Source organism: Mycobacterium sp. NTMscope_Eco_3, from assembly GCF_976985685.1.
On the sequence record NZ_CDRJYZ010000001.1, the window covers coordinates 389,031 to 415,242 of the forward strand.

The 26,212-nt window shown below is 67.0% G+C and carries 23 protein-coding genes and 2 pseudogenes; 19 read left to right on the forward strand and 6 right to left on the reverse strand.

Features of this window, described 5'->3' with window-relative positions; translation table 11 throughout:
• The first annotated feature begins 91 nt into the window (after positions 1 to 91).
• Positions 92 to 634 (forward strand): glutamine amidotransferase-related protein, encoded by a 543-nt coding sequence (locus AC0KTM_RS01880; protein WP_275254910.1) that lies wholly within the window; start codon positions 92 to 94, stop codon positions 632 to 634.
• Between the two features lie 33 nt (positions 635 to 667).
• Here the strand turns inward: AC0KTM_RS01880 and AC0KTM_RS01885 are convergent, their stop codons facing one another.
• Together AC0KTM_RS01885 and AC0KTM_RS01890 are read right to left on the reverse strand one after the other, a co-directional pair.
• Positions 668 to 2,284 (reverse strand): FAD-dependent oxidoreductase, encoded by a 1,617-nt coding sequence (locus tag AC0KTM_RS01885; RefSeq protein WP_225329062.1) that lies wholly within the window; start codon positions 2,282 to 2,284, stop codon positions 668 to 670.
• A 14-nt stretch (positions 2,285 to 2,298) separates the two neighbouring features.
• Entirely contained in the window at positions 2,299 to 2,976 is a 678-nt protein-coding gene (locus tag AC0KTM_RS01890; protein ID WP_225329063.1) for an IclR family transcriptional regulator, read from the reverse strand.
• Between the two features lie 126 nt (positions 2,977 to 3,102).
• Here AC0KTM_RS01890 and AC0KTM_RS01895 point away from each other — a divergent pair, with 126 nt between their 5' ends.
• The 8 genes from AC0KTM_RS01895 to AC0KTM_RS01930 are packed head-to-tail and all read left to right on the forward strand — an operon-like array spanning position 3,103 to position 12,254.
• Positions 3,103 to 3,966, forward strand: coding sequence for an alpha/beta fold hydrolase (locus AC0KTM_RS01895; protein WP_225329086.1), 864 nt, complete (start codon positions 3,103 to 3,105; stop codon positions 3,964 to 3,966).
• Positions 3,966 to 5,690, forward strand: coding sequence for a bifunctional 3-(3-hydroxy-phenyl)propionate/3-hydroxycinnamic acid hydroxylase (locus AC0KTM_RS01900; RefSeq protein WP_472414824.1), 1,725 nt, complete (start codon positions 3,966 to 3,968; stop codon positions 5,688 to 5,690). The genes AC0KTM_RS01895 and AC0KTM_RS01900 overlap by 1 nt, the downstream gene beginning before the upstream one ends.
• The gene (locus AC0KTM_RS01905) at positions 5,638 to 6,555 is read left to right on the forward strand and encodes a 3-carboxyethylcatechol 2,3-dioxygenase (RefSeq protein WP_472414825.1); all 918 of its coding nucleotides are present in this window, start codon (positions 5,638 to 5,640) and stop codon (positions 6,553 to 6,555) included. The genes AC0KTM_RS01900 and AC0KTM_RS01905 overlap by 53 nt, the downstream gene beginning before the upstream one ends.
• An 8-nt stretch (positions 6,556 to 6,563) precedes the next feature.
• Positions 6,564 to 8,291: an FAD-binding protein gene (locus AC0KTM_RS01910; RefSeq protein ID WP_225329087.1), complete on the forward strand. Its 1,728-nt coding sequence runs from the start codon at positions 6,564 to 6,566 to the stop codon at positions 8,289 to 8,291.
• A gap of 2 nt (positions 8,292 to 8,293) precedes the next feature.
• Positions 8,294 to 9,595, forward strand: coding sequence for an LLM class flavin-dependent oxidoreductase (locus AC0KTM_RS01915; RefSeq protein ID WP_225329066.1), 1,302 nt, complete (start codon positions 8,294 to 8,296; stop codon positions 9,593 to 9,595).
• Between the two features lie 33 nt (positions 9,596 to 9,628).
• Positions 9,629 to 10,456, forward strand: a complete 828-nt coding sequence (locus tag AC0KTM_RS01920) for a coniferyl-alcohol dehydrogenase (protein WP_225329067.1) — start codon at positions 9,629 to 9,631, stop codon at positions 10,454 to 10,456.
• Positions 10,444 to 11,433, forward strand: a complete 990-nt coding sequence (locus AC0KTM_RS01925; protein ID WP_472414827.1) for a cyclase family protein — start codon at positions 10,444 to 10,446, stop codon at positions 11,431 to 11,433. Before AC0KTM_RS01920 ends, AC0KTM_RS01925 begins: the two co-directional genes overlap by 13 nt.
• Positions 11,433 to 12,254: an alpha/beta fold hydrolase gene (locus tag AC0KTM_RS01930; protein WP_472414829.1), complete on the forward strand. Its 822-nt coding sequence runs from the start codon at positions 11,433 to 11,435 to the stop codon at positions 12,252 to 12,254. The genes AC0KTM_RS01925 and AC0KTM_RS01930 overlap by 1 nt, the downstream gene beginning before the upstream one ends.
• Positions 12,255 to 12,258: 4 nt before the next feature.
• Here AC0KTM_RS01930 and AC0KTM_RS01935 read toward each other — a convergent pair whose 3' ends face one another.
• The 3 genes and pseudogenes from AC0KTM_RS01935 to AC0KTM_RS01945 all read right to left on the reverse strand — a co-directional run bounded on the left by AC0KTM_RS01935 (position 12,259) and on the right by AC0KTM_RS01945 (position 14,825).
• Complete coding sequence (locus AC0KTM_RS01935; RefSeq protein WP_374109721.1) at positions 12,259 to 13,866, reverse strand: multicopper oxidase family protein; 1,608 nt, start codon at positions 13,864 to 13,866, stop codon at positions 12,259 to 12,261.
• An 88-nt stretch (positions 13,867 to 13,954) separates the two neighbouring features.
• Positions 13,955 to 14,062, reverse strand: a pseudogene (locus AC0KTM_RS01940) (SDR family oxidoreductase); the annotation flags it as partial.
• On the reverse strand, positions 14,058 to 14,825 hold the full coding sequence (locus AC0KTM_RS01945; RefSeq protein WP_225329070.1) for an SDR family oxidoreductase: 768 nt from the start codon (positions 14,823 to 14,825) through the stop codon (positions 14,058 to 14,060). The pseudogene AC0KTM_RS01940 and the gene AC0KTM_RS01945, both read right to left, overlap by 5 nt.
• A 256-nt stretch (positions 14,826 to 15,081) precedes the next feature.
• Between AC0KTM_RS01945 and AC0KTM_RS01950 the strand changes: the two genes are divergently transcribed.
• The 10 genes and pseudogenes from AC0KTM_RS01950 (at position 15,082) to AC0KTM_RS01995 (ending at position 25,381) form a co-directional block, all read left to right on the forward strand.
• Positions 15,082 to 15,888 (forward strand): SDR family NAD(P)-dependent oxidoreductase, encoded by an 807-nt coding sequence (locus AC0KTM_RS01950; protein ID WP_225329071.1) that lies wholly within the window; start codon positions 15,082 to 15,084, stop codon positions 15,886 to 15,888.
• A gap of 180 nt (positions 15,889 to 16,068) precedes the next feature.
• Complete coding sequence (locus AC0KTM_RS01955; RefSeq protein WP_225329072.1) at positions 16,069 to 16,746, forward strand: TetR/AcrR family transcriptional regulator; 678 nt, start codon at positions 16,069 to 16,071, stop codon at positions 16,744 to 16,746.
• Between the two features lie 11 nt (positions 16,747 to 16,757).
• On the forward strand, positions 16,758 to 16,952 hold the full coding sequence (locus tag AC0KTM_RS01960; RefSeq protein WP_225329073.1) for a ferredoxin: 195 nt from the start codon (positions 16,758 to 16,760) through the stop codon (positions 16,950 to 16,952).
• A gap of 19 nt (positions 16,953 to 16,971) precedes the next feature.
• Positions 16,972 to 18,216 (forward strand): cytochrome P450, encoded by a 1,245-nt coding sequence (locus AC0KTM_RS01965; RefSeq protein WP_225329074.1) that lies wholly within the window; start codon positions 16,972 to 16,974, stop codon positions 18,214 to 18,216.
• Positions 18,217 to 18,266: 50 nt separating this feature from the next.
• Positions 18,267 to 19,433, forward strand: coding sequence for an amidohydrolase family protein (locus AC0KTM_RS01970; RefSeq protein WP_225329075.1), 1,167 nt, complete (start codon positions 18,267 to 18,269; stop codon positions 19,431 to 19,433).
• On the forward strand, positions 19,433 to 20,677 hold the full coding sequence (locus tag AC0KTM_RS01975) for a M24 family metallopeptidase (RefSeq protein WP_225329076.1): 1,245 nt from the start codon (positions 19,433 to 19,435) through the stop codon (positions 20,675 to 20,677). Before AC0KTM_RS01970 ends, AC0KTM_RS01975 begins: the two co-directional genes overlap by 1 nt.
• A complete protein-coding gene (locus AC0KTM_RS01980) occupies positions 20,667 to 21,794 on the forward strand; it encodes a M24 family metallopeptidase (RefSeq protein WP_225329077.1) in 1,128 nt (375 codons plus the stop codon). Before AC0KTM_RS01975 ends, AC0KTM_RS01980 begins: the two co-directional genes overlap by 11 nt.
• Positions 21,795 to 21,890: 96 nt before the next feature.
• A pseudogene (locus tag AC0KTM_RS01985) lies at positions 21,891 to 22,139 on the forward strand (enoyl-CoA hydratase/isomerase family protein); the annotation flags it as partial.
• Entirely contained in the window at positions 22,136 to 24,565 is a 2,430-nt protein-coding gene (locus tag AC0KTM_RS01990) for a CaiB/BaiF CoA transferase family protein (protein ID WP_472414831.1), read from the forward strand. The pseudogene AC0KTM_RS01985 and the gene AC0KTM_RS01990, both read left to right, overlap by 4 nt.
• Positions 24,566 to 24,571: 6 nt before the next feature.
• Entirely contained in the window at positions 24,572 to 25,381 is an 810-nt protein-coding gene (locus AC0KTM_RS01995) for an SDR family NAD(P)-dependent oxidoreductase (protein WP_225329080.1), read from the forward strand.
• On the opposite strand, the gene AC0KTM_RS02000 is transcribed toward AC0KTM_RS01995, so the two are convergent.
• Positions 25,378 to 26,208 (reverse strand): SDR family NAD(P)-dependent oxidoreductase, encoded by an 831-nt coding sequence (locus tag AC0KTM_RS02000; protein ID WP_472417340.1) that lies wholly within the window; start codon positions 26,206 to 26,208, stop codon positions 25,378 to 25,380. The genes AC0KTM_RS01995 and AC0KTM_RS02000 overlap by 4 nt on opposite strands.
• Positions 26,209 to 26,212 lie beyond the last annotated feature (4 nt).

Here is a 26,212-nt window from a genome sequence, read left to right on the forward strand (position 1 = left end):
ACAGGATGACGCAGGTCGGACCGATTGCGCCAGCCCCACTGTGGGTCACACGAATTCGAACCCGAAAAGAATTGGTGTGTAGCGAGGCAAGCTGTCACGCGGAGCCCTTGGTGCTTTACGTTTCGGGCGCGAAAACCAGCTGCCTACGCTGGGTACCTGCGGCGGATACCAGCACATTGTTCTTGAATTTGCCCGTAACGTACTCGGCTTCGACGATGCGCAGCACGCCGAATACGATCCGTACGGCTCTCTGCTGTTCATCTCATCATTGACGTGTTCCCTGGCGGGCCGAACCATGCCGGTCAACCTCCGGCCGGGATCACTGGCCGCGCAGTGCTATGGAGAGCGGCGAATTCACGAAAAGTACTACTGCAACTTCGGATTGAACGAAACCTATCGACCCGCGCTGGAGGAAGGTGGACTGCGCGTCACCGGAGTCGACGATGACGAAGAAGCTCGCGTCCTGGAGCTAACGGGCCACCCGTACTACATCGCCACGTTGTTCGTTCCGCAGAATCGCTCGACCATCGACGAACCTCATCCGCTTGTGACACAACTGTTGTGGGCGGCCGCCAACCGCAAACTCGCCGCGCAGCACGATCGGCCAGCAACTGGGTCGCGACCGGCGCCGTAAGAACCCACGCTCGGTACACCAGGCCGGCGTCGGCTACTCCAGGTCGACGGACTTCCCGGTGGCCGCCGCGTGACCGGCGCGATAGCCGAAAACCATTGCCGGACCGATTGTTCCGCCGGCGCCCCCGTAGGCTCGCCCGGTCACGCCGCCCATCGCGTTACCGGCCGCGAAAAGCCCCGGTATCGGCTCACCGCCGACGTGCAGAACGCGCGCGTCGTGATCGGTGCGCGGGCCGCCCTTGGTGCCCATCGCGCCGATGCTCACCGGCACCGCGTAATACGGGGCGGTGTCGATGGGCCCCAGCGTCTTGCCGGCCTGCGTGGTCGCGCTGTCGTCACCCCAGTAGCCGTCGTACGCGCTGGAACCCCGCCCGAAGTCGGGGTCCTCACCGGCCGCCACGTGACGGTTCCAGCTCTCGACGGTGCGGGTCAGGCCGCCAGGGTCGATGCCGGTCTTAGCGGCCAACTCGGCGAGGTCCGCCGACTCGCAGAACCACTCCGGGACGGGTTGTCCCGGTTCGACACCGAGGAATCCGTAGCGCTGCAGGTGCACCGAATCGAACACCATCCAGCCGCGATCGTTGACGTACCCGCCGCGAGGATCCAGATAATGGAAGGCGCCGGCCATCGAGTTGTAGTCGCAGGCCTCGTTGACGAAGCGCTGCCCGGCGGAGTTGACGATGATGCTGCGCGGTCGCGTTCTTTCCAGACGCACACTGCGGCTGCGTGGCTTGCCCTCGATGGTGTCGCCCGGGATTTGGACGATCGGCACCCACCACGCCTCGCCCATGTTGGCCAGGTCGGCCCCGTGGGCCATCGCCATGCGCAACCCGTCGCCGGTGTTGTTGGGTGGAGAGACCGCGCCGTGCATGGGGCCGCGCAGAAAGGCCTGTGCCAGAGCATGATCCCACTCGAAGCCACCGGTGCCCAGGATGACCCCGCGTCGGGCGCGGACGCTGATCGTCCGTTCCGGCAGCGCGACGCGCACCCCGGTGATCTCACCGCCCTCGGCGATGAGTTCCTCGGCCCGCGCATGGGTGTGGGGGGTCACCCCGGCGTCCAGCAGACCCTTCAGCAACCCCGCGATCAGCGCCGTGCCGGCGACGCACAGGTGGCCGGTTCGCTCGTCGATCGCCGCGTGCAGGCGTGCCCTGGTCTCGGCATCGAAACCGACGTTGGACCAGTCGGCTGGGAAAGACGTTATCCGCTTGGCCCATTCGCCCAACTGGGCCAGATCGAAGGGAGCCGCGCTCAGTGATCGGCCGCCGGTCGGTTGTCCCCCCGGCAACTCCGGCCGATAGTCGGGGAAGCCGGTCGCGATCTCGAAGTGCAGGCCGCTGTGCGCCTCGATGAAATCGAGCATCGCCGGACCGGTGCGCACGAACGTGTCGACCAGCTCGTCGTCCATCGAGCCGAGCGACTGGGCGCGCAGGTATTTCAACGCGTCGGATGGCGTCAATTCGCCGTCGGGAGAACGGTTGTGGGCGGGAATCCACACGATGCCGCCCGACACGGCGGTGGTCCCGCCTACCGTCGCGGCCTTTTCGTAGACCTCCACGGATGCGCCCGCCACGACCGCGGTCAGCGCGCCGGTGAGGCCCGCGCCGCCACTGCCGAGCACGACGACATCGACTTCGTGGTCCCATGACATGGACTGCTATCCCTTCAGCTCAGAAGCTCCGATAACTGCTTGGCGGCCTTGACGACCGCGTCTTTCCCGCGCAGCACCACGTCTTCTCGGTGCGAGATGAGGTTGATGCACGTCGGTGGGGACGGCGCCGGGCGGCGCACCCCCACGGCCAGGCCGTAGGTGTTCGGTTCGATCTCGCCGTACGTCGTCACCCAGCCACGCTCGCGCGCCCGCGAGACCAGCTCCCGTTCGCCGGGGCGCGGCGGCATGCACGCCAGCAGGGCGATCCCGGCGGCGCCGCGGTCGAGCGGGTAGCGGCTGCCTTCGTGAAAGGACAGCTGATAGGCGACGTGGCTGGGCACGATGACCGCAATCGCCACCTGCTGGTCGCCCTCGGCGATGAGCAACGACACCGTCGTGCCGAGATCGTCGGCCAGCGCGCGCAACGTCGGCAGACTCAGTTGGCGCACGTTGCGGTCGAAGGACGCGCCGAGCACGGCGAGACCGGCGGCGGGGCGGTAGCGCCCGTCTTCACCCTTGGCGACCAGCCGAAACTCGGCCAGCGTCGTCAGCAACCGGTAGGCGATCGTGCGGTGCACCCCGACCTGGTCGGCGAGCTGCTGCACCGTGAGCCCGGCGGGGGAATCGGCCACCATTTGCAGCGCGGTGAGTCCCCTGGCCAGGGTTTGCGACCCGGTACCGGAACCCGTCACGGCCTTGACAGACCTTCCCGCGAGAGCGAAGCTCTATATATAACGCACATCAGTGTGCGATATTAGCACACAAAATACGTGGAAAACGAGAACGAGATTTCCCCGATCTGGAGGCCGGACAGGACCGTGGCGGAGTTCGAGAGCATCTGGAGCGATCTCCAGGGCGTCGCGTTTGAGCAGGGCTACCTCGACGCCGGAGGAATACGGACCCGGTACCTACGGGCCGGGGACCCCGGCAAACCGGTGCTGGTTCTGTTGCACGGGTCCGGCGGTCACGCCGAGGCTTACGTGCGCAACCTCGCGGCCCATGCGGATCACTTCTGGACCTGGTCGATCGACATGCTGGGCCATGGCTACACCGACAAGCCAGGCCACCCGCTGGAGGTCCGCCACTATGTCGAGCACCTGATGGCCGTGCTGCGCACCATCGGTGTCGATCGCGCGTGCATCAGCGGCGAGTCCCTCGGCGGCTGGGTGGCCGCGCGGGCCGCCGTCGACCACCCCGACGTGGTCGACCGCCTGGTGCTCAACACCGCCGGCGGCTCGCAGGCCGACCCCGTCGTGATGCAACGGATTATCACGTTGTCGATGGCGGCCGCCGAGGATCCCACGTGGGAAACGGTTCAGGCGCGGATCAAATGGTTGATGGCCGACAAGTCCCAGGAATACGACGATCTGGTCGCCAGCCGCCAGCGCGTCTATCGCCAGCCGGGATTCGTCTCGGCCATGCGCGACATCATGGCGTTGCAGGATCCCGAGATTCGGGCGCGCAACATCCTGGGTCCGGCCGAGTACGGCGCGATCATCGCGCCGACGCTGGTGCTCTGGACCAGTGACGACCCGACCGCAGATGTCACCGAAGGCCGGCGCATCGCGTCGATGATCCCGGGCGCGCGCTTCGAGGTGATGCCCGGGTGCGGTCACTGGCCGCAGTATGAGGACGCCAAGACTTTCAATCGCCTGCATCTCGATTTCCTGCTGGGTCGCTGATGGCGGCTCCGGGGCAAGAGACACCTGACACCGAGACCGACGTACTCGTCGTCGGTGCGGGCCCGGTCGGCTTGACTTTGGCCAACATCCTTGGCCTGCAAGGGATCCGCACGGAGGTGGTCGACGAGCGGGACACCCTCATCGACTACCCGCGCGGGGTGGGTCTGGACGACGAGGCGTTGCGCACGTTCCAGTCGATCGGTCTTGTCGACCGGGTGCTGCCGCACACGGTGCCCAACCAGATCCTGCGCTTCATGGACGCCAAGCGCCGCGTGCTCGCCGAAATGGCCCCGCCCGACGCGCGTTTCGGCTGGCCGAAGCGAAATGGGTTCGTGCAACCGCTCGTTGATGCCGAGCTGCTGGCCGGCCTGGACCGATTCGAACACGTCCACGTGCGGTGGGGAAGCCCGATGGCGGGCTGCCGGGAAGACGCCGACGGGGTCACCGTCGAACTCGGCGGCGGCGCCGAAAGCAACGGCGGCACAACGCGAGTGCGGGCACGTTATGTGGTCGGCTGCGACGGCGGCCGCAGCATGACGCGCCGCGTGATGGGGGTCTCGTTCGACGGCACGACGTCCTCGACGCGGTGGCTGGTGGTCGACATCGCCAACGACCCGCTCGGGCACCCGAACAGCGAGGTCGGCGCCGACCCCGAGCGCCCGTACGCCTCGATTTCGATCGCCCACGGTATTCGCCGCTTCGAGTTCATGATTCACGCCGACGAGACCGACGAACAGGCGGAAGACCCGGCCTTCCTGCAACAGATGCTGGCCCGGATGGTGCCCCACCCCGACCGGGTCGACGTGATCCGGCGCCGGGTCTACACGCACCATTCGCGGATCGCCGGCGCGTTCCGCAAGGGCCGGCTGCTGCTGGCCGGCGACGCCGCGCACCTGATGCCGGTGTGGCAGGGGCAGGGCTACAACAGCGGGATTCGCGACGCGGCCAACCTGGGCTGGAAGCTCGCGGCGGTGGTGAGCGGCCGGGCCGAGGACAAGCTGTTGGACACCTACGACGTGGAGCGCCGCAAGCACGCGCGCGCGATGATCGACCTGTCGACCATGGTGGGCCGCGTGATCTCGCCGACCAACCGCCGGGTGGCCGGCGCGCGTGACCTGCTCGTGCGGTCGGCGTCAATCGTGCCGTCGCTCAAGCGGTATGTGTTGGAGATGCGGTTCAAGCCGATGCCGCGCTACGAACACGGTGCCGTCGTGCATGCCGCACCCGGCCGCGCCGATTCGCCGGTCGGAACGCTGTTCATCCAGCCGAGAGTCGACACCCGAGACCAACAGGATGTGCTGCTCGACGACGTGCTCGGCACCTGGTTCGCCGTGCTGTGCTGGAACAACAACCCCCGCAAACTCCTCGGCGAATCCGCCTTCGCCAGCTGGAAAGCCTTGGGCGCGCACTTCTTTGCGCTCCGGCCGGTGACGCAGTTGCACTGGACCGGGCACGACGACCCCGACGTCGTGGTGGTCGGCGATCGCCGCGGGGACCTCAAAGCGTGGTTCGACACCCACTCCGAATCGGTGTTGTTCCTGCGCCCCGATCGGTGTATCGCGGGCGCGTGCATCGCTCAGCGCACGCCCGACCTGAGCGCCGCGCTCCTGGACGCGCTGGCCCTGACGCCGCAAGGGGGTGATTTGCAACGTGGCACTGGCTCTGTGCTGTATGTCGCACAGCCCGCTCCTGAGTCTTCCGGGGCCGTCGCGGGACCTGCTTGATGACATCGAGTGCGCCATCGCCGAGGCGCGAGGATTTGTCGAGGACTTCGATCCCGAACTCGTCGTCACCTTTTCGCCGGATCACTACAACGGGTTCTTCTACAAGGTGATGCCGCCGTTCTGTATCGGCACGAGCGCCACCGGGGTGGGGGACTACGGCACCCATGCCGGCCCGCTGGACGTGCTGGAGGAGCTTGCCGGCGACTGCGCGAAGGCCATCCTCGACGCGGATGTCGACATCGCCGTATCCGCCAGCATGGACGTGGATCACGGTACCGTCCAGCCGCTCGAAAAGCTTTTCGGTGACGCCACTTCGCGTCCCGTGATCCCGATCTTCATCAACGCGATCGGCGTGCCGCTGGGCCCGATGCGTCGTTGCCGAGCGCTCGGTGCCGCCGTCGGCGCCTATCTCGGCACCCTGGACAAGCGCGTCCTGGTGCTGGGCTCCGGTGGGCTCTCGCACAGTCCTCCCGTGCCGACGTTAAAGACCGCGGGCCCGCCCGTGCTGGAGCGGATCGTGCATGGACGGCCGATGACATCCGAGCAGCGCCAGGCCCGGCAAGCGGCCGTCATCGATGCGGCCAAGAGCTTCGCCGCCGGAGACAGCGGCCTGCAACCACTCAACCCGACGTGGGATCACCGGTTCCTCGAAATCATCGACGGCGGCGGGCTGAGCGAATTGGATCAGTGGTCGAACTCGTTCGTGGCCCACGAGGGCGGCGGCTCCGCGCAGGAAATCCGCACGTGGGTAGCGGCATTCGCGGCGCTGGAGACCGCGGGCCCCTACGAAATCGTCGGACGCTACTACAAACCCGCTCCCGAGCTGATCGCCGGTTTCGCCATCCGAACGGCACTCCCGAGATGACGGACACAATGGACGATTTCGATCACGTCATCGACGTACTCATCGTCGGGTCGGGCGGGGGTGGCATGACGGCTGCCCTGACCGCCCAGGCCGCCGGGCTCGACGCCTTGGTGGTCGAAAAGTCCTCCCACTTCGGGGGTTCGACCGCGTTGTCGGGGGGCGGTATCTGGGTTCCGGGCGCGCCCGCGCAGCGCCGGGAGGGGTACGCGCCCGAACCCGAGGGCGTGGTGGGGTACCTCAAGCAGATCACCGACGGCCTGGTCAGCGAGGCACGGATACGGCAATACGTCGAGACGGCACCGCAGATGCTCCAGTTTCTGGAGCAACTGTCGGGCTGGTTCGAATTCGTCTGGAAGCCCGGGTATGCCGACTACTACCCGGAGCTGCCCGGCGGCTCCGAGCTCGGCAGCACCATCAACGTGCCGCCCATCGACCTGCGCGAGCTGGGCGCCGACGAGCAGCAGCTGCTGCAGCCGCTGGCGCTGGCGCCCAGGGGAATCTGGTTGGGCCCCAAGGAACTGCGCACCTTCTACCGAATCCGCCAGTCCTGGGCCGGCAAGGGCGTGTTGCTCAAGCTGATCGCGCGGATGGTCAGGGCGAGGGTTTTCGGCGAGCGGATGGCCGCGATCGGACAGTCGTTGGCGGCCCGGCTCCGGTTGGCGCTGAGGGAACGCGGCATTCCGCTGTGGCTGGACTCGCCGATGACGCAGTTGCTCACCGACGCCGACGGAGCGGTGACCGGCGCGGTGGTGGAGACCGGCGGCAAGTCCCGGCGGATCGGTGCGCGGCTAGGCGTGATCCTGGCGTCCGGCGGATTCGACCACGATCTCGCCTGGCGCAAGGAGCTGTTGCCCGAGGTGGACCAGGACTGGAGTTTCGGCAACCCGGCGGCGATGGGTGACGGTATCCGTGCTGCGCAAAAGGTGGGCGCCGCCACGGACCTGCTCGACGAAGCCTGGTGGTTCCCCGCGATCCAATGGCCGGACGGCCGCATGCAATTCATGCTCAACGAACGGATGATGCCGGCGCAGTTCATCGTCAACGGTGCCGGCAAGCGGTTCATCAACGAAGCCGCCCCGTACATGGATTTCGGCCACGCCATGATCGAGGGCCAGAGGTCCGGCGTCACCCACATCCCGTGCTGGCTGATCACCGACCAGCGGTCGTTCCACCGCTATGTCGTCGGCGGGCACCTGCCGATACCGAAGATCCCGTTCGCGCCGGTGCCGACCGGCCGGAAGGTTCCATCCGCCTGGCTGGAGTCGGGTGTGGTGAAGGAGGCCAAGACGTGGGAAGAAATGGCGGGCAAGATCGGCGTGCCCGCGGGCGAGCTCACCGAAACCGCCCGCCGCTTCAACGAACTCGCCCGCAAGGGTCACGACGACGATTTCAACCGCGGCGACAGCGTGTACGACAACTACTACGGCGATCACACGTTGCCCAACCCGAACCTGTATCCGCTCGGTGATCCGCCGTACTACGCGTTCCGAATCGTCCTCGGGGACCTCGGGACGTCCGGCGGCCTGCGCACCGATGAACACGCCCGGGTGTTGCGAAGCGACGACACCGTGGTGCCGGGGCTCTACGCGGTGGGCAACGCCTCCGCGCCGGTGATGGGACGCAGCTATGCCGGTGCCGGTGCGACCATCGGCCCCGCCATGACCTTCGGCTTTGTCGCCGCGAAACACGTTGCGGCACAAGCAGCCAATCGAGCCGTTAATACTCATAGGAGGTAGCAATGAAGATCTCGCTGTTCTACGAATTCGCCCTGCCGCGGCCCTGGGCTCCCGACGACGAGCACATCATGATGCAGGACTGTCTCGACGAGGTCGAGGCCGCCGACAAAGCGGGCTTCTCCACCGTGTGGCTGACCGAGCATCACTTCCTCGAGGAGTACTGCCACTCGACGGCGCCGGAAATCTTCTTGGCCGCGGCCAGCCAGCGCACCAAGAACATTCGCCTCGGCTTCGGCATCATGCACCTGCCGCCCGTGGTCAACCACCCCGCCCGGGTCGCCGAACGTATCGCCACCCTGGACCTGCTCTCCAACGGCCGTGTCGAATTCGGCACCGGGGAATCGTCGTCGGTCGGTGAGCTCGGCGGATTCAACATCGACCCCGCCGACAAGCGGGCCCAGTGGGAGGAGGCCCTCGAGGTCTCGATCCGCTGCATGATCGAGGAGCCGTTCACCGGTTTCAACGGTGAGCACGTTCAGATGCCGGCGCGCAACGTCGTTCCCAAGCCGCTGCAAAAGCCGCATCCGCCCGTCTGGGTCGCCTGCACGCGGCCCGCCAGCGTGCAGATGGCGGCCCAAAAGGCCATCGGCGCCTTGAGTTTCGCCTACACCGGCCCCGGACCGCTAACCGAGCGGGTCAACGGCTACTACAAGGAATTCGAAGAGAACGGCGTCCCGGTGACCCCGCGAATCAACCCGAACATCCTCGCCATCGGCGGCGACCTGTCGATGATGGTGGCCAAGACCGACGAGCAGGCGCTGCAGCGGCTCGGGCAGGGCGGCGGCTTCTTCTCGTTCGGCATCATGCACTACTACATGACCGGGGTGCACACGCCCGGGCGGACCGGCGTGTGGCAGCGGTACCTCGAAGAGGTCGACAAGGATCCCACGCTGGCTTACGGGCCGGGACGCGGCGCAATCGGGTCGCCCGCCACGGTGCGTGAATTCCTGCGCGGCTACGAGGAAAGCGGCGTCGACGAGATCATCCTGCTGCTCAACCCGCGCAGCCACGAGGGCACCATGGAATCCATCGAGCTGATGGGCAAGGAGGTGCTGCCCGAGTTCATCGAGCGCGACGCCAAGGCGGTGGCCGACAAGGCCACCAGGCTGGCGCCCGTCATCGAAAAGGTGGAGGCGCGCCGCCCGAAATCGACGGCGCCGCAGTTCGATGAGGACTACTCGTTTGGTGGACTGCCCACCGGCCGCGGCGGTAAATTCACCGCCAGCGAGATCCCCGAAGCGATGGCGGAGATCAACGAAGGCCGCGTGCAGGCCGCGCAGCGGGCGAAGGAACAGCAGAAGTAGAGCCCGAGTTTTACCGAGATGTCGGGGCGAGCCTTGGGAGCAATCGACGAGCTGTGGCGCTACGACGGCCGCCGGGCCGTGGTGACCGGATGCGCTTCGGGCATCGGCGAATACGTGGTGCGCCAGCTCACCGACCTGGGGGCCGACGTCGTCGGGCTGGACAAGCGCCGGCCCGACTTCGCTGTCAACGCGTTCCATGAGGTCGACCTCGCCGATCCGGCGTCGATCGATCGCGCGGTGGCGTCCCTCGACGGGCCGGTCGACGCGCTGTTCAATATCGCCGGGGTCTCCTCCGGCGTCGGCAACCCGAAGCTGATCGTCACGATCAACTTCTTGGGATTACGCCACGTCACCGAGGCGCTCATCCCGAAGATGACCGCGGGGTCATCCATCGTCAGCGTGTCCTCGCTCGCGGCGGCCGCCTACCGTGAACACCTGCGCGAGGTGGCGCCGTTGCTCGACACCGCGACCATGCCCGAGGGCATCGAGTGGTGCGACCGACACCCCGATGCGCTGGGCACCGGCTACCAGCTGTCCAAGGAAGCCATCATCCTCTACACCATGCGCAGTGCCACGCCGCTGGGCGCCCGAGGGATCCGCATCAACTGCACGGGGCCGGGGGTCACAGAGACGCCGATCCTGGACCAGCTGCGCTCGGCATACGGGCAGGGCTTCCTCGACGACATCCCCAAGCCGCTGGGTCGTGTTTCCGAGCCCGCCGAGCAGGCGGCGGTGCTGCTCTTCCTGAATAGCCGTGCGGCCAGTTATATTTCGGGTCAGGTTGTGTGGGTCGACGGCGGAAACGTGGGCGCCGCAATAGCTCGTGAACTCGAGGAAGGGCGTACTTCGTGGCCAGTGTGACCGACTTTCGCCGGGCCGCTCGCGATGTCAGCAACTGGGGCCGCTGGGGCGACGACGACGAGCTCGGCACGCTGAACTTCATCACCGAGGAAAAGATCGCTCAGGCCGCCGGCCTGGTCCGGCATGGCAAGGTGTTTCCGCTCGGCGTGGACTTCGGCTCGTCGGGACCGCAGGGCGCCTTCGGTTTTCGGCACAACCCCATCCATGTGATGACCGTGGACGGCGGTGACGCGAACACGCTGGCCCAGTACGGCCCCGGCTGGGACCGGAATCCGACGGCGGCGCAGATGGGCCCGTACTTCGTCGACAACCTCTTCCGGTTCAACGACGACATGATCATCATGCCGCTGCAGGCGGCCACCCAGTGGGATGCGCTGTCGCACGTCTATTACGACGACCTGCTCTACAACGGGATCCCGGCGGGCTCGGTGACCAGCCTGGGCGCCCGCCGCCTCGGCATCGAGAAGGTGGACGGGAAGGGCATCACCTCCCGCGGCGTGCTGCTGGACCTGGTGCGCCATCGGGGCGCGCAGGTCTTCCTGGAGCACGGAAACCCGATCACTCCCGAGGAATTGGACGACGTCGTTCGCTCCCAAGGCGTGACGATCGGGCGCGGCGACATCGTGTTGATCCGGACCGGTTGGTGGGCAAGGTATCTGGACACCGGCAACAAGACCGAACCCTATTCGGGACTGGACTGGCGATGCGCCCAGTGGCTGCACGATCACGAGGTTGCGGCGGTCGCGTCCGACAACCTCCAGGTCGAAGACCCGGTGTCCGGGGTCGACGGCGTGTTCTTGCCCTTCCACCTGCTGACCCTGCGCGACATGGGGCTGATGCTCGGCGAGTATTGGGACCTCACCGCCCTGGCGGCCGATTGCGCCGCCGACGGCGTCTACGAGTTTCAGCTCATCGCTCCGCCGCTGAGATTCGTTGGGGCCGTGGGATCCCCGGTGAACCCGATAGCGATCAAGTGATGCAGATTAGGCGCAAGACCATATCGGTCGACGGCCTGGCGACCAGCTACCTGGAAGCCGGCGAAGGCGATCCGGTGGTGTTGCTGCACGGCGGCGAGTTCGGCGCCGGCGCCGAACTCGGCTGGGAACGCAACATCGCCGCCCTCGCGGCGCGGTACCGGGTTCTCGCTCCGGACCAGCTGGGCTTCGGGCAGTCGGCCAAGGTGATCGACTTCGTCGACGGGCGCGGCATGCGGATCCGGCACATCGCCCGGTTTTGCGAATTGGTCGGCGCCGACTCGGCACACTTCGTCGGCAATTCGATGGGCGCCATCAACCTCCTCACCGACAGCACGTCGGAGACGCCGCTGCTGCCGGTCCGTAGCCTGGTGATCATCTGCGGCGGCGGCGAGATCCAGCAGAACCAGTACTTCGAGGCGCTGCAGAACTATGACGCCACGTTGCCGGCCATGCGCCGCATCGTCGAAGCGCTGTTCTCCGACCCGGCCTATGCCGCCGACGAGGAGTACGTGCGACGCCGCCACGAGTCGAGCACCGCACCCGGGGCGTGGGAGGCCATCGCCGCGGCCCGGTTCCGCCGCCCCGGGGCCGCCCCGTCCTCGACCCCATCCAGCGCGCGCGCCTACGAACGCATCGGCGTGCCAACACTTGTCATCGAGGGCGGCGACGACAAGCTGTTACCCGGCGGCTGGGCCGCCCAGATCGCCAAGCAGATCGACGGAGCCCGTTCGGTGGTCGTCGACAAGGCCGGGCACTGCCCCCAGATCGAGCAGCCGTCGGCGGTCAACCAGTTGCTGACGGATTTTCTGGGTGGCCTCTGAATCGTCAGAAGACGTAATCCAGTCGGGTCTCCATCCCGGCGACCTGGTGATAGGTGTTGTGGCAGTGCATCAGCCACGTGCCGGGGTTATCGGCAACGAGGACGGCGGCGAGCTTCTGCTTGGGCAGCACGATGACGGTGTCCTTGCGGGCGCCCGGGCTCCCGTCCGGTTTGATCACCTGGAACGTGTGCCCGTGCAGGTGAATTGGGTGATACATCGTCGTGGTGTTGTCGAACGTGATGGTGGGCCGCTGACCCTGTTGCACGCGCAGCGGGCTCGTCTTGCCGTAGGGCTGCCCATTGATCGTCCAGTTGTACTGCATCATGTTGCCGCCCAACACGACCGGAAGATTGAGGTTCGGGTCAAGGCGGCCCAGGTTGACCGGCGTTGTGGCGGTGAACATTTCGACGGTGCCCACGCGCTTGGTGAGTTCGCCCGGCTGCAACTGCGGATCGGGCGGGCTGCCCACGCCCGTGGACAGCAATGCCCGCGCCAGAGCGTTCTTGCCTTCCGCGACGGCGACCAGTGGGAAGACACCGTCCGCGGCGGTCACCGTGACGTCGTAGCGTTCGGCCATGCCGATGAGCAGCGCATCGACCTGAGCGGGCACCACGGGGTAGCCGTCGGTATGCGTCACCGTCATCGAATGGCCGGCCAGCGCCACCCGGAAGGTGGTGTCGGAGGCGGCGTTGATGAAACGGATGCGTATCCGTTCACCGGGCTTCGCATCGAACGTCATGGGGGAAGCGGGAATTCGCCCATTGATCAGGTAGTAGGGATAGGCGATGTCTCCGGCGTCGCCTCCGAGGAGGTCGCTGCTGCCGGCGCTTCCCGCGGACGGCGCGGGACCGCCGGACGCCGGACTCGACGAGGTCGTCGGGCTGGTCGACGTCGTCTCGGTCGTGCTCGTTTCCGTCGGCGTGGTGGTCGGGGTCGTCTCGGACGTGGTGGGCATGGGCGACTTGTTCGGGTTGCTCAGTTCGCTGTAGAGCTGTTGCGGACTCTTCCCGGCGCCGTCGGTCCAATCGTCAAGGACGACGATCCATTCGGCGTCGTAGTTGCCCTCGGTCGGGTCGTCGACGATGACCGGCAGGTATAGCCCGGTGTCCCCGTCCAGGCCGGTGTGGGGATGTGCCCAGTACGTGCCCGAATTGGGCACGGAGAACCGGTAAGTGAAGTCGTGGCCGGCCGCGATGTTGGGCGTCGCGGGCTCGGCGCCGTCCATGTCGTTGCGCATGGCGATGCCGTGCCAATGCACCGACGTCGGATGATCGAGCCGGTTTTTCACCGTCACCACGACTTCGTCGCCGATGCTGGCGCGGATCACCGGACCGGGGATGGAGTTCCCGAAGGCGAGCGTGCGGACGACCGGTCCGCCCAGGTCGATCTGGGCCTGCTGGGACGTCAGGGTGGCGGTGACGGTGCGGCCGCTGTGCGGCCGGGCGGCCTCGGCCGCATCGATGGCGGCGGCCATCCGGGCGTTGCCCGACGGCTCGGGTTGGGATTGGCTGCACGCCGTCAGCGCCAATCCGCCGGCGATGCCCGCGGCCATGAAACCGCGCCTGGTGAGCCGAGTGTCGAAGGGGATGTCGCTGGTGGGTTGCACGGGCAATCAATGCTCCTCGTCTTTGCGCAACTACCCACCGTAGAGCGAAGGCCGACGAAATGTCCGCAGCAACTCGACGTTGGCCGCCGTGGGGTCAAACCGCGGCGCCGCCGCCGTCGACGTGCAGGGTCGAACCGGTGACGAAACTGGAGCGGGGGGAGCTCAGGAAGAGCACCGCTTCGGCGATCTCGGACGGCTTACTTGGCGTTGCTGGGCACCTGCGCAGCCAGCCAGTCGCCGAACCGGGTGGGGTAGAGGGTCACTTCCTCGCCCTCGACGGGAACGATCATGCGCTCGTCGAGCACCGCGCCGTAATACTGCGCATCCGGATCGGTCACCACCCGGCGGGCATCGCCGGTCGCGGCGAACCGGGTCCGGATGAAGTCGTCCATGCCCTGCTTTTCGGGTCCGGCGATGTTGATCACCCCGTTGACCGGCTCACTGATCGCGGCGCGGGCGACGGCCGTGGCCACATCCACGGCCGCGATCGGCTGGAATGCCCCATGCGGCGCGCGGACCGTGTCACCGTCGGTCATCGAATCGGCTATGCCCTCAACGAATTCGAAGAATTGCGTCGCGCGCACGATCGTGTAGGGAGACCCGGATTCCACGATCACCTTTTCTTGGGCGATCTTGGCCCGCATGTATCCACTCGCGGCCGCCCGGTCGGCTCCGACGATCGAGAGCGCGACGTGATGCTGCACGCCGGCGGCCCGCTCCGCCTCGAGAAGGTTGCGGGTAGAAGTGGTGAAGAAGTTCAGCACATCGTCATCGGCCCAAGACGGCGAATTGGAGACGTCCCCCACCGCGTGGACGCCCGCGACGGCCTCGGCAACGCCCTCACCGGTCACGGTGTTGACGCCCGTGCTCGGTGACGCCGGGATCGCTTCGTGTCCCTGCTCGGTGAGCATGGTGACCACCTGTGATCCGATCAGCCCACTGCCGCCGATTACCAAAACCTTCATGATCACGCCTTCCAAGCTTCCCGACGAATTGGCCTCTTCAGCATGGCCCGCGCACCAGTCCGTGGGAACCCTGGAAAGTCCGTAGTCATGCCGAACTCAGGGGCCGAATTCCTTGGTCATACCCCGCAGTTGTCGACGCGAGGTGATGCCGAGCTTGGCGAACACGCGCATTTCGCGCGCCGGCCGGACACCGGGCCCTGCGCGGTCTTAAATCAACTGCTTGACTTAACGCTTGCGGCCCCGATTAACTCGTCAGGTGGTTAACGAACTTGACGGCAAGGTCGCCATCGTCACCGGCGGCGCGTCCGGCATAGGCCGGGGTCTCGTGGAGCGGTTCGTGGCGGAGGGGGCGCGGGTCGTCATCGCCGACGTCGAGAGCGACCGTGGGGAGGCGCTGGCGACGTCGCTGGGTGCCACTGCCGTATTCCAGCGGACGGACGTCTCCGAGCCCGAAGAGGTGGGGGCGCTGGTTTCCTGCGCGGTCGCGAAGTTCGGCGGCCTGGACGTGATGGTGAACAACGCCGGGGTCTCGAGCCCCCTGCGGAAGTTGCTCGACGACGACCTTGCCGACTTCCACCGGGTGATGGGGGTCAACGTGCTGGGCGTGATGGCGGGCACCCGGGATGCCGCGCGGCACATGGCCGAACATGGCGGTGGATCCATCATCAACATCACCTCGATCGGCGGGATCCAGGCCGGCGGCGGCGTGATGACCTACCGCGCGTCCAAGGCGGCGGTCATCCAGTTCACCAAGTCCGCCGCAATTGAGTTGGCATACCACGAGATTCGGGTCAACGCGATCGCACCGGGCAGCATCCCCACACCGATCTTGGGGAAGTCGGCGGCCGGCATGGACCCCGAACAGCTCCAGCAGTTCGAGGCGCGGATCCGCCAGGGGATGCGCGATGACCGCCCGCTGAAGCGCGACGGCACGCCCGATGACGTCGCCGAGGCCGCACTGTATTTCGCCACCGACCGGTCGCGTTACGTCACCGGGACCGTGCTGCCCGTGGACGGCGGAACGGTGGCGGGCAAGGTCATTCGGCCCAAGCGGCAAGGCTAGAGCGCCGGCCCCGACCGTGACGATGCGGTCACGTTCGGTCGCCAGCGTGACGTTGTTGTCACGTTCGGGCGTCGGCGGGACGTCGTGTTCGGCACCCGCGTCCACGGGCGTCGGATCAAGGGCCCCGCGGATTTAAATCAATCGCTTGACTTAAAGCGTCCCGCGCGGTTGACTAGGCCGATGACCACCGTCGGCCGGACCGTGCGCACCGAGCGGGCCAGCTCCACCCAAGAGGCGATCTTGGTGGCAGCCGAGCGGCTCTACGCCGAGCACGGCATGTTCGCGGTGTCCAACCGGCAAGTCAGCGAGGCCGCCGGCCAGGGCAACAACGCCGCGGTCGGTTACCACTTCGGCACCAAGGCCGACCTGGTGCGCGCGATCGAGCACAAGCACCGCGGGCCCGTCGAGCAGCTCCGTGAGCAGATGGTCGCCGAGCTGCTCGGCTCGGGTGCCGACGACGGCCGGGACGCCGAACTGCGCAACTGGGTGGCCTGTCTGGTGCGTCCGCTCACCGATCACCTCGAGGAGCTTGGAAATCCCACCTGGTACGCGCGGTTCGCGGCGCAGGCGATGACCGACCCCGCGTACTACAACATCATCGTCAAGGGCGCGCTGAGCTCCCCGTCGCTGGTTCAGGTCGTCGAAGGCATCAACCGCTGTCTGCCCGAATTGCCGACCGAAGTGCACTTCGAGCGCAACATCATGGCCCGAAACCTGTTGATGCACACCTGCGCGGACCGCGAACGCGCGCTTGCCGCAGGCGCATTGACGTCCCATCGTTCATGGCGGGCTGCGGCGTCCGGACTTATCGACGCGATCGTGGGCCTGTGGCTGGCGCCTGTGACGGCGGACGAGTGAGGGGCTGGAAGATGAAAGTGACTGTCGACCAGGACGTTTGCGCTTCTTCGGGGAACTGCGTCATGAATGCGCCCGACGTGTTCGACCAGCGCGACGACGACGGCGTGGTCGTTTTACTCAATCCCAGTCCGACGGCCGAGCAGGCCGAGGGCGCGCGGCGGGCGGCGGCAGCCTGCCCCGCCCTGGCTATCCACGTTGAAGAATGAAATACGGCGAGGAATAGAGATGTCAGACATTCTGACGAGCACCACAACAGAGCAGACCGCCGACATTCCGGACTATCCGATGGCCAGGGAGCCGCGCTGCCCGTTCGCCCCGCCGCCGGACGTCATGGCACTGGCCGAGTCCCGGCCGCTGTCCCGGGTGCGGATCTGGGATGGCAGTACGCCGTGGCTCATCACCGGCTACGAGCAAGTGCGCGAGCTGTTCTCGGATTCGCGGGTCAGCGTCGACGACCGGGTGCCCGGCTTCCCGCACTGGAACGAAGGCATGTTGTCGACCGTGCACAAGCGGCCTCGGTCGGTGTTCACCTCCGACGGCGAGGAGCACACCCGGTTTAGGCGGATGCTGTCCAAGCCCTTCACGTTCCGGCGGGTGGAGGGTCTGCGGCCGACGATCCAGCAGATCACCGACGACCACATCGATACGATGCTGGCCGGTCCGCAGCCCGCGGATGTCGTTGGCGCCATTGCCCTTCCGGTTCCGTCGCTGGTCATCAGCCAAATGCTCGGGGTGCCCTACGAGGACGCCGAGATGTTCCAGCACCACGCCAATGTCGGCCTCGCGCGCTTCGCCGCCGCCGAGGACACCATGAAGGGTGCGATGAGCCTGCACAAGTACCTGGCTCAGCTGGTCGAAGCCAAGATGGAAAACCCCGCCGAGGACGCGGTTTCCGATCTCGCCGAGCGAGTCAAGGCCGGCGAACTCAGCGTCAAGGAAGCCGCACAGCTCGGCACCGGATTGCTGATCGCCGGGCACGAGACGACCGCGAACATGATCGGGCTCGGAGTGCTTGCGCTGCTGGAGAATCCGGACCAGGCCGCCGTCATCCGCGACGCCGAGGACCCGAAGATTCTCGCCAACGCGGTGGAGGAATTGCTGCGCTACCTCAGCATCATCCAAAACGGACAGCGTCGCGTCGCTTTGGAAGACATCCATGTCGGTGGTGAGACCATCCGCGCGAACGAAGGCATCATCATCGACCTGGCACCGGCCAACTGGGACGCGCAGGCGTTCGCCGAACCCGATCGCCTGTACCTGCATCGCTCTGGAGCCGATCGCAATGTCGCCTTCGGCTATGGCCGCCACCAGTGCGTGGGTCAGCAACTGGCGCGGGCGGAACTGCAGATCGTGTTCCAGACCCTGCTCCGCCGCATCCCCACCATGGCTCTGGCGGTGCCGATCGAAGAAGTCCCGTTCAAGCATGACCGCCTCGCCTACGGCGTCTACGAACTGCCGGTGACCTGGTAGCCCAGCTCGCTACTGTGAAAAAACTGCGGATCGACAATGGAGGGTCAACGATGACGACTCAAACAAGCACGCTCTACCCGCCCGGAGGTTATGGCGCCCCGAAGGACCGACGTGGCCACGCCGCCGGCAGCGATGTGGGCCTGCCCCCGGGGACCGTCGTCTTCTCGGCCGACAACCACATCTCGCTGGCGGATGACATCTTCTACCAACGCTTCCCGGATGACCTGAAGGACAAGGCGCCGCGGATCTGGTATGAGGAGGGCGCCTACCAGGTCGGGCGCAAGGGGCAGTCGTTCCTGCCGGGCGATTTCAGCGCGGTCCTGATGCAGTACGACGACCTGCCCGGCGCCGCCAGCACCAACATCGAGGCCCGGATCCAGGAATTGCACGACGACGGGGTCGAGAAGGAACTGGCCTTTCCCAACGCGGTGCTGGCACTGTTCCACTACCCGGACAAGCAACTTCGCGAGCTTGCCTTCCGTATCTACAACGAATACATCGCTGAGTTGCAGGAGCGCTCGGGCGGCCACTTCTACGGGGCCGGCCTGATCAACTGGTGGGACCCACAGGGGACCCGCAAGACCCTCGAAGAGTTGAAGTCCTTGGGGCTCAAGACGTTCCTACTGCCGCTCAACCCGGGCAAGGACGACGAGGGCAACATCATCGACTACGGCAGCACCGCGATGAAACCGGTCTGGGACGAGATCGAGGCCGCCGGCCTGCCGGTGACCCACCACATCGGCGAGACCCCGCCGAAGACCCCGTGTCAGTTCAACAGTGTGGTGGTCGGCATGATGATCAACGTCGACGGATTCCGCGAGCAGTTCGCCAAGTATCTCTTCACCGGAATTCTCGACGATCATCCCGGGCTGCGGATCGGCTGGTTCGAGGGCGGAATCGCCTGGGTGCCATGGGCTTTGCAGGACGCCGAGCACCTGGTCGCGTCCTATCAGCACATGTTCAACCGGCCGCTGCAGCACGATGTGCGCTACTACTGGGACACCCACATGAGCGCGTCGTTCATGGTCGACCCCCTGGGCCTGCAACTGATCGACCAGATCGGGGTGGACAGGGTGATGTGGTCCAGCGACTACCCGCACAACGAAAGCACCTATGGCTACTCGGAGAAGTCGCTGAAGGCCGTTGTCGACGCCGTCGGTCCGGCGAACGCCAAGAAGATCGTCAGCGACAACATCACAACGTTCCTGGGCCTGTAGTGAAGACGCTCGCACACCTGGGGACCAGCAGAGGCAACGGGCTGGTGATTCCCGAAACACCCGACCTGGCCCGCCTGCGCCGCGAGACGGGAGCCCGGCTGCGGTCGGCGATGGCCGAACGCGGGGTCGACGCGATGATCCTGCTCGGCAACAACGCCGTCGTCTACGCCACGGGCGCAAGTTGGCCACTGGGCGACGCCGGGCTGTCCTATGTCGAGCGTCCGGTGGCCGTGGTGCTCGCCGACGACGAGTGGCCGCACCTGTTCCTCCCGTTCCGGGAGGGCGCCTCGCAGGAGTCGGATCTGCCCGCCGACCACCTGCACGGGCCGGTCTATCTCGAATTCGACGAGGGGGTGGCCCATTTCGCGCGGACGATCGCCGGGCTGATCCCGGCCAAAGCGGTGGTGGCGGTCGACGAGTGCACGGGGGCGATGTCGCGCGCCGCGAACGCCTTGTTCCCGAACGGGGCCCCGGTCGACGCCGCGGCCATCGTCAGCGCGGCCAAGTCGGTCAAGACCCCGGATGAGTTGTCGTGCATGCGCACCGCCATCCGGATCACCGACGAGGCCATGGTCGAGGTGCAGAAGCGGCTGGCGCCCGGGATACGTCAGATCGATTTGTCGGCAAGCTTTTTGCGCCGTGCCTTCGAGCTGGGTGCCACGGCCAGCATGCTCGAACCGATCTGGCAGGTGATGCCGCCGAGCAAGGCCGAGGGCGTGTGGACCACGCACGGCGACCTGGCGCTGCCGCTGCTGAGCACCGAGCGCGAGCTGGCCGAGGGCGACGTGCTGTGGACCGACGTCAGCATCACCTACCAGGGCTACTGCTCCGACTTCGGGCGTACCTGGATCGTCGGGCGGGACCCCTCCCCGCGCCAACAGGCGCAGTTCGACACCTGGTTCGAGATCATGTCCGCCGTCCTGGGGGTCGCCAAGGCCGGCGCCACCGCGGCGGATCTCGGCCGGGCCGCGATCCAGGCCAACGGCGGCAGCAAGCCCTGGCTGCCGCACTTCTACCTGGGCCACGGGATCGGTGTCAACGCCGCCGAAATGCCCATGATCGGAACGGATCTCGGACAGGAGTTCGACGAGAACTTCGTCCTGCAACCCGGGATGGTGCTGGTCCTGGAGCCCGTCGTGTGGGAGGACGGCACCGGAGGCTACCGCAGCGAAGAGGTCCTGGTGATTACCGAGGAAGGCTGGATCCGTTTGACCGACTACCCCTATGACCCCTATGGCAACTGAAGTCCTGCCCGATGAGCGCACGCTGCGCTCGGGGCGTCGCCAGCGGGCGCTCGACGAGATGGCGGCGCACGATCTCGATGTTCTGGTCCTGGGCCGGCAGGCCAATGTCCGTTACGTCACTGGTGCGCCGCAGTTGTGGGTCGCCGGCACCCGCCCCTTCGGTCCGACCTGTGTGGTGGTGCGTGAGACCGGCGCCGTGCACCTCCTCAGCACGTGGGACGAGGGTGTGCCCGACGACATCCCCCACGAGAATCTCTACGGCATCTCGTGGAACCCGATGAACACCATGTCGGCGCTGCAGCGCATCGACGGAGCGGCCAGTGCGCGGCGCGTCGGAACCGACGCGCTCTCACCGGTTTTCGCCCAGCTGCTGCCGACCGCATTCCCCAACGCACAGCTGGTCGACGGGGAGCTCGCGATGCGGGCCGCCCGCCGAGTCAAGACCGCCGAGGAGATCGCCGCGGTGCGGGAATCCGTCGCGGTGGCCGAATCGGCCCTGGCGGCCGCGGTCGAGGAGTTGCGGCCGGGGGTGAGCGAACAAGCGCTGGCCGGTGTGGTGTTGGAGGCCTCGGCGGCCGGCGGCGTGAGCACGCCGTCGAATCAAGACGTCGCGTGGGTGACCTCGCGCACGCACCCGTGGCGTCGCGCCCACGGTGACGGCCGCATCCAGGACGGCGATCTGGTGGCGTTCTCCGCCGGAGTCCTGGCCGGGGGCTACGTCGGCGAGGTGGGACGCACCTGGCCCGCCGGCAAGTCGCACGTGCCCGACGGCGCGGCGGCGCTCTACCGACGCTGGGACAGCCTGTGGGGCAGGTTGTTCGACGCCTGCCGGCCCGGCGCGGGGGCGGCCGAACTGTTGGCCGCCTACCGAGCCGCGGGGGAACCGGACCCACCGATGCCGGTGGCCCGCGGCCTGGGCATGGGGTTCGACCCTCCCGTCGTCTCCAAGCATCTGCCCGCCACCGCGGCCGACGAACGGTTGGAACCGGGGATGGTGCTTGCCGTGACGGGATATGTGTGGGAAGAGGGAGTCGGCGCGGTATTCGGGCGAGAAGCGGTCCTGATTACCGCCGACGGTTCGGAAGTGCTCACCGCGAGCCCGTTCTGGCGGCCCTAGCCATGCCGGACCCCGCGGAGTCGTCGGCCGAGGAGATGATCCGCTACGACAAGGACGCCACGACGCGGATCGCCACGATCACGTTCGACCGGCCGGATTAAGAAGGTCTTCTTCGAAATCATGAAGCAGTTCCAGGGCGAGTATCTCAGCAGCATGCTCAGCGGCGTCTTCGAATCGATGGGCGGCATGGTGCGCCCGGACGTCGGTGACGAACTGACGCTCGCTGACGCCATGAAGCGGGGTCTGGGCGATGCGGTCAAGGACAACGACGGCAGGTTCCCCGCCGACTGGCGCCTGAGCAAGAAAGCGAGCAAAAAAGCCAAAGCGAAGAAAAAGAACTCGTGACGCAACACCGGGTCGAACCGCCACTGACCGGCTACACGGTGATCGATCTGTCCACCGGCATAGCGGGCGCCTACTGCACCAAACTGCTCTCCGACGGCGGGGCTGATGTCGTGAAAGTCGAACCACCAGAAGGTGATCCGCTGCGCAGGTGGTCCGCCTCGGGTGCGTCCATCCCGGATGGCGGTGACGGTGCGCTGTTCAGCTTCCTGGCCGGCGCAAAGCGCAGCGTCGTCGCCGACCCCGCCGGCGACGACGACGCCGAGCTGCTGCACCGGTTATTGGCCTCCGCGGACGCGGTGGTCTGGTCTGCCGGTTCGGCAGTGGCCGAGCACCCGGCCTTTACGCCGCACGCCATCCATCGGCGGCACCCGCACCTGACCGTCACGGCGATCACGCCGTTCGGGCTGGAAGGTCCCTGGTGCGACCGCGCCGCAACCGAATTCACGCTGCAGGCCTGGTCGGGAGGAATCGTCGGGCTCGGCCGCGGCGAGCAGCAGCGCCCGCCCGTCTTCATCGGCGGTCAGGTCGGCGAGTACCTGGCCGGAGCCTATGCCAGCGCGGCCACCCTGGCGTCGCGTTGGCGCCGAATCGGCGGTGGGGCAGGAGAACTGCTGGACCTGTCGATGCTCGAGACCCAGATTTTGTGCCTCACCTATTATCCGGTGTCCTACTTCGAGGTGCTCGGGCGGCCGTGGCGAGACATGCGACGGCCGACGATACCGGGAGTGGCTCAGGCAAAAGACGGTTTGGTGGATCTCGGCTGCGGGACCGCGCAGCAGTGGTTCGACTTGTGCGCGATGGTCGGGCACCCGGAGTGGATCGATGAGGACTCGCCGCTGTCGATCACCGAGCTGGCCAACGTCTACGCCGAGGACATCTTCGACTGGGTGGCCCGCACCACCGTCGACGAAATCCGGGAACTGGCTACGGCGTTCCGTATCCCCAACGCCCCCGTCGCCAACGGCGCGAACGTCGCGTCGTTCGACCAGTTCGTGCAACGCGGTTCGTTCGTCCGCAACCCGCGCGACGGCTTCCAGCAGCCGAGTCACCCCTACCGGATGCGGCCCGCGCAGTTGCGCGGCCCCCATCCGGCGCCACGGCTTGGGGAGCACACCGAGGATTACCGGGCCGCGGATGTGCCCGCCCGGCCGGCGCCGACCGGTGCCGCGAAATCGTTGCCGCTCACCGGCCTTCGGGTGTTGGACATGACGACGTTCTGGGCGGGACCCTGCGCCACGCACTTTCTGGCCATGCTCGGCGCCGAGGTCATCCATGTCGAATCCACCCGGCGCCCGGACGGCACGCGGCTGATCGCCGGCGTGCCGGTCACCGAGGAGCAATGGTGGGAGAGATCGCCCATCTTCGAGGCGCTGAACACCAACAAAAAGGGCCTGACGCTGGACCTGCAGAGCCCGCGCGGCAGGGAGTTGCTGCGCCGGCTCATCGCCACGTGCGACGTCGTCGTGGAAAACTTCACCCCCCGGGTGCTGGATCAGCTCGGCCTGGATTTCGCCACCGTTCAATCGATTCGGCCGGACGTGGTGATGGTGCGGATGCCCGGATTCGGTCTCGAAGGGCCATGGCGCGATAACCCCGCGTTCGCCTACGTCATCGAAGCCGCGTCCGGAGTCAGCTGGCTCACCGGCTACCCGGACCGCACACCGTATGACCCGTATTCGATCGGCGACCCATGCGCCGGTGTGCACGCGGCCAACGCGCTGCTGCTGGCGCTGGAGCACCGCCGCCGCACCGGCGAGGGCGTGTTCGTCGAAGCGGCGATGGTCGATGCGGCCCTGAGCATCTCCGCCGAGCAGGTCATCGAGCACTCGGCCTATGGGGCGCTGCTGGAGCGTGCGGGCAACCGCGGGCCGACGGCGGCGCCACAGAACCTCTACCTCAGCGCGGATATCGACGAATTCGGCCGGCTCGACAGCTGGGTCGCCATCGCCGTGGCCACCGACGATCAGTGGGCAAAACTGTGTCGCGCGATCGGATCACCCTCCTGGGCAACATCTCCCGAGCTGTCGACGCACGCCGGTCGGCGCGAGCACCACGACCTAATCGACGAACAACTCGCGGCGTGGTGCGAAGGCCGCACCCGCGACGAGATCGTCGCAACCCTCTGGGACGCCGGGGTGCCGGTGGCCAAGGTGATGCAACCGCATCGTCAAACCGAGTTGGAGCAGTTGGCGTTCCGGGGCTTCTTCGAAGAAGTCGACCACCCCGTCAACGGTCCGGCTAGGCTCAGCACCGTGCCGATGAGATGCTCAGCCGGGCCCAGCAGGTTCCACACCGAGCACGCGCCGCTGCTGGGACAGCACAACCACGAACTGCTGACCGGGCTCGGCTTGTCCGACGCGGAGATCGCCGGCCTGGAATCCGACGGTGTCATCGGCAGCGCGCCGGCGATGCACACGGCGGGCTGATCGAGGATGGCGATCGACCCCTCGAACATCCTGCTGACCGGCCACGTCGCGGTGGTGACCGGCGGGGGCGCGGGCATCGGCCGCGGCATCGCGGCCGGGATGGCCGCGTTCGGCGCACGGGTGGCGATCTGGGAGCGCGACCCGCAAACCTGCGCGCAGGCGGCCGAATCCATTGGCGCCCTGGGGATCGTCACCGATGTCCGGGACGGCGCCCAGGTGGATGGCGCGCTGGACCGCACCATCGCGGAGCTGGGCACACCGACGATTCTGGTGAACAACGCCGGCGGCGTGTTCTCCTCGCCGCTGCTGGAAACGAGCGAAAACGGTTGGGATGCGCTGTATCGCGCCAACCTGCGCCACGTCCTGCTGTGCAGCCAACGGGTTGCCCGGACGATGGTGTCGGAGGGCCTGCCCGGCAGCATCATCTCGCTGACCTCGATCGAGGGCGTACGAGCGGCGCCGGGCTACGCAGCCTACGCAGCCGCCAAGGCCGGCGTCATCAACTACACCAAGACCGCGGCACTGGAATTGGCGCCCCATGGGATCCGGGTCAACGCGATAGCCCCGGACATCACCCTCACCGAGGGGCTGGCGCAGCTGGGCGGGGAGGCCGCGACGAGTGCAATGCGCGACATGGTGCCGATGGGCCGTCCCGGCCACGTCGACGAAATCGCCAGTGCCGCAGTATTCTTGGCCTCGGACATGGCGGCCTATCTGACCGGGCAGACGCTGCACGTCGACGGCGGCACCCAGGCCTCCAGCGGGTGGTATCACGACCCGCGGACCGGCGACTACCGGCTGGGCCCGCCGAACTAGTGCGTCCAGCCCTCGGCGGCCTGTTCGTCGAAGGTCCGGTCGATGCGCTCGAACCTGCGGCGGATGGACTCGCGGGCCGCCGCGTGCGGCAGGATGTACAGCCGGTTCGCCAGAATTGCATCCGCCGTCAACCGCGCGACATCGTCGGCGCTGACGCTCTCGTTCTGGGTGGGCAACGTTCCGAACGCCCCCTCCGGACTGGCCGACAGCCCGTAGTCCGCGCCGCGGATCCGCTCGGAATTGGAGACCAGCTTGGTTTCCACGACCATCGGGCACAGCACCGATACGCCAATGCCATTGGCCTTGACCTCACGCGCCAGCGTTTCGGCGAGTCCGACGACCCCGTATTTGGCAACGCCGTACGTCCCGAGACCGGCGTTGGGCACCAACCCGGCGAAGGAGGCGGTGAACGCGATGTGCCCGCCCGTGCCCTGTTCGATCAACCTGGGCACGAATGCCTCGACGGCATGGATCGATCCCCATAGGTCGATGTCGATCACCCACCGCCAGTCGTCGTGATTCATCTGGCCCATCGGACCCGCGACGACGATGCCGGCATTGCTGAAAACGACGTCGACGCTGCCGAGCAACCGGAAGGCCTCGTCGGCGAGGTGAACCATCTCGTCGAGATTCCGGACGTCGCAGACGACGCCGTGCGCGTCGAAGCCCTCGCCGCGCAGCCGATTCACCGCCTGTTCCAGCGCCGGCTGATCGACGTCGGAGAGCACCAGGCGGGCGCCGCGGCGGGCGAATTCGGTGGCCGTGGCCAAGCCGATGCCGCTGGCACCGCCGGTGATCACGGCCCCGCGGCCGTCGAAACCAGACAGAGAT